Source organism: Candidatus Methylomirabilota bacterium (genome assembly GCA_027293415.1).
Classification (GTDB): Bacteria; Methylomirabilota; Methylomirabilia; order Methylomirabilales; family CSP1-5; genus CSP1-5.
This window is the reverse complement of the sequence record JAPUFX010000051.1, coordinates 1-3,636: the sequence shown is the minus strand read 5'-3', so window position 1 is coordinate 3,636 and position 3,636 is coordinate 1. Positions and strand designations below refer to the sequence as shown.

The following is a 3,636-nucleotide window of genomic DNA, read 5'->3' as shown; positions in this document are numbered from 1 at the left end:
ACGATGTCTGCAGGTGGACCCGCCTCAGGTCAACGTGAGCGAGGCCTGGCAGATCGTCACGATTCGTCAGGGGATCGAGGCGGAGCTCGCCAGGAAGATCGTCAAGATTACCAAGGGCGGGAAACTCAAGGTCCAAGCCGCCATCCAGGGCGACAAGGTTCGCGTCACAGGCAAGAAGAGAGATGAGCTTCAACAGGTTATTGCCATGCTCAAGGATTCCGATATCGATATGCCGCTCCAATATACGAACTACCGCGACTAATCGGCCCTGACCTCTGATTCGTGGCTTGGGCTTCATGTGAGAATCGAAAAACGTGCAATGCCTTTTTGTTCTTGCAATTGTTCGAATAAGAGTTAATAAGTAACCATCGGAGACGATCGAGTTGATCCGATTGACCTTTCCCCTGCTGGAAGATCGCAGAATCAATCGCTTTACACCCATGTTCTGGCGCTTCACAGTCAGCTTAACGATCCTAGTCACCCTCGTCATTTCCCCTAAAGCTTTCGCCGAACCAAGAATGGTTGAGTTGATGTTTGCCCGGGATGTGGTCCTAAGGGAGCCCGTGCGACCATTCAAGCCGGGGGCCTACTGCGAACGTGAGGCGGAGCCTGCAGGACCCATACCTGTGGTGGATTCGCAGGTGGAAAACAGGGTCTTCTTCTGGAGCCTTTACACCAACGCAACCGAAGGTGTTTTACGCCATAGCTGGTACAAAGAAGGCGTCGAAAAATACGGTGAAAATATCGAAATCGGAGCATCTGGGTGGTGGCGGAGCTGGAGCGGCAAGGACATCATTTCCAAAGAGGATGCTGGGAAGTGGAAGTTGGTGGTCTCCACGGTGGGTGAAAATAATCAAGTCATCTGTGTCGTTCACTTTCTGGTAAAATAACCTGTCCCCTTATCTAGCACACCATTAAGCCCTTCTCCTCTAGCAGGCTGCTGAAAAAGACTCATATGCTTCGTTGCGCTCAATCGCCTCGCTCCAACGTACCGCCTAAGTACGCCTCAGCTCGTCGATTTTTCGCGCGCCTCGCCTCTGAGATCTTTTTGACCAGCCTGCAAGCAGCTTAATTCAACAACCTGCTAGACTTGACTTCTTGGCTGCCTTCAACCATTGTGACCTGACCCCCCTCGACTGAATATGCAACCTGAGGACCCTCCATCCAACCCTGAGTCACAGGACCAGCCCACGACTCGTCGGACCGCCCTGGCCACCATGCGGCACCGAGACTTCCGTCTGCTCTGGTTGGGCCAGTTGGTCTCTACCATGGGAGACCAAATGCAAACCGTCGCCATCGGCTGGCAGATCTTCATTCTGACCGATTCGACACTCCAGGTGGGTCTGGTTGGCCTGTTCCGTGTCGTACCCTTCTTGCTGCTTTCTTTCATCGGCGGAGCCCTCGCAGACCGGGTCAGCCGCAAAAAACTGATTTTAGCGACGCAGAGCGTATTAATGTTGCCAACACTGGCGTTGGCCATTGGAACGGCCACAGGTATGGTTACCCCGGGGTTTATCTATGTAGTCTCGGTCATCTCCGGCGCTGCAACGGCCTTCGATGCCCCGGCGCGCCAGTCTATCCTTCCCAACCTTGTACCTCGAAACGAGCTGGCCAATGCCATAACGCTCAATTCCATTAGCCGCCAGACAGCCACCATCGCCGGTCCCGGGCTCGGGGGACTCGTCATCGGTTTTCTGGGATTGGCTCCGGCTTACGCCATCAACGTAGTCACCTTCTTGGTCGTGATCCTCGCACTACTTCTCATGTCGGTTGTGCCGGCACCAAAGGGGGGAGTGAGCGGGACATGGGACGCTGTCCTCGGGGGCTTCAAATTCGTTCGCAAGGAGCCTCTCGTTTTATTGCCGCTCACAGTGGATTTTGTCGTAACTCTGATGCGCTCCTATCGTGTCCTGTTACCCGTCTTCGCACGGGACGTGCTGGGTCTTGGACCCGAAGCCCTGGGACTACTCCACTCGGCCGGCTCAGTGGGTGCAGTGGCAGCGGCAACGGTGCTTGGCGCGATCGGTGATATCAGACACAAGATCGTCGTTATGCTTGTGGCTTACGGGTCCCAAGGGGTGTTTCTCATCGGTTTTGCCTTTTCCCCGACGCTCCCCATCGCGCTGTTGATGTTGATGGGCTACGGAGTCGGCAATGTGGTATCGGAAGTGATGCGAGTCACCCTGGTGCAGTTGAGCACACCCGATAACCTAAGAGGCAGGGTAACGGCCCTGGCCTCCATGTTCACCAGGGGTGGCCCCGAACTCGGGCAGGTGAACCTGGGAGCCCTCGCCACCTTACTTGGACCCATTGTAGCTGCTATCCTTGGTGGCAGCGGCGTGGTTTTAGCTTGCGCCGGTTTTGCGCTGCTACCGTCCTTGCGCCGTCTCATGAAAGAGCAAAAGGAAGCGGTGCTCAATTCATGACCCTTTATATATTAGCGCACCTCGACTCGACTATGATCTCTCAATCAATGGGATGGTCTCATTTAGGGAGGATCAATGCCATTCCCGGTAGTTCTCATTCCCGTAGCGATCTCTGCAGTACTAGCGCTGATTAGGTATCGCGTTCGAGTTGATCAAATTCTAGCGGTGAAGAAGACTTCAGACGCGCTTCCCTTCACTCTGCCGCCGCTACCCAAAGTTAACTTCGAACACACCTCCGCCATGGCGGAGTATTTCAGGTCGCAGCAAGGCCAACTGCTGCTCGACTCTGCCAATATGACCGGGACCTTTGTGGACTTTGTGGCCGGGCGCCCGCGCCGGACCATGAAGAAGACCACCGATCTCTTGAAGCTCTATTACCGAACGACCGGCGGCCGGCCCAAGTCACCCGCTAGTCGGACGGGTTCGGGTCTCAATCCAAACGCGGAAAAGGCCCTCACCTATTACCTGGTTGATTCTTACCGATTGTCTACCAATTCAGCGACCACGCGAATCCTGCTGGCGACCGCGGACATCCTGATGGAATTTGCAGGTGATAACGCGGCCGTCTTCATCTCAAACCCAAAGACAGCCAGCATCGTCACTACCCTCCTGCGCGAGTTTGCTGCTAGGCATGACTTCAACGAGCAAAGCCTAGACAGCGTCTTTAAAAAACTTCTTGGTTCCGCTGTGATCGCAGCGCTGGACAACAAAGAATCGCTACCTGACCACCCTGCACTCCTCGTACTCTACTCGGCCTTGGGGGACGTTCGCCAAAAGATGGGTAAGGACGGCGACGATTTCATTGCCAAGATCATCAGCGCGGAAGGATTCCAGACCGTAGTCTCGTCCTACCTCACGACAACGGTACGGGACCCCGCTTTTTTGGAGATGCTTGCCAATCTATCGGGGACAAAGAAGCTCGATGAACCGAAACGCAAGCTTGTAAGAGAAGTCTTCGGTGCCACGCTGATCACCCTTGGCAGGGATCTTCAGGACGTCCTTGAAGATCCAGCCAAGCTCATTGGCGTACTCGAGGCGGCCATCACCACAGCAGCTGCAAACGCCAACGGGGTCATCCGAGTGCTTGGTGACGACCAGCCTCTACTGAGCGTTGTCCTTGAAGCCGTTGCTGGCCGGGTCGCTAGTAGAAAAGACCTGTTCGACTCCATGGGCAGCGGAGAATTGCTGGGAGCTATGTACAAAGCCAGCC

The 3,636-nt window shown here is 55.1% G+C and carries 4 protein-coding genes; all 4 read left to right on the top strand.

Annotation, left to right across the window (positions count from 1 at the left end; genetic code table 11):
- Positions 1-262: DUF520 family protein (locus O6929_03470; GenBank protein ID MCZ6479456.1), on the top strand; the 262-nt coding region annotated here is incomplete at its 5' end.
- 121 nt (positions 263-383) lie between these two features.
- Positions 384-890 (top strand): DUF2914 domain-containing protein, encoded by a 507-nt coding sequence (locus tag O6929_03465; protein ID MCZ6479455.1) that lies wholly within the window; start codon positions 384-386, stop codon positions 888-890.
- Between the two features lie 252 nt (positions 891-1,142).
- Positions 1,143-2,426, top strand: coding sequence for an MFS transporter (locus O6929_03460; GenBank protein ID MCZ6479454.1), 1,284 nt, complete (start codon positions 1,143-1,145; stop codon positions 2,424-2,426).
- Positions 2,427-2,501: 75 nt separating this feature from the next.
- Positions 2,502-3,636, top strand: a 1,135-nt coding sequence (locus O6929_03455; GenBank protein ID MCZ6479453.1) for a hypothetical protein, incomplete at its 3' end; no start/stop codon positions are given.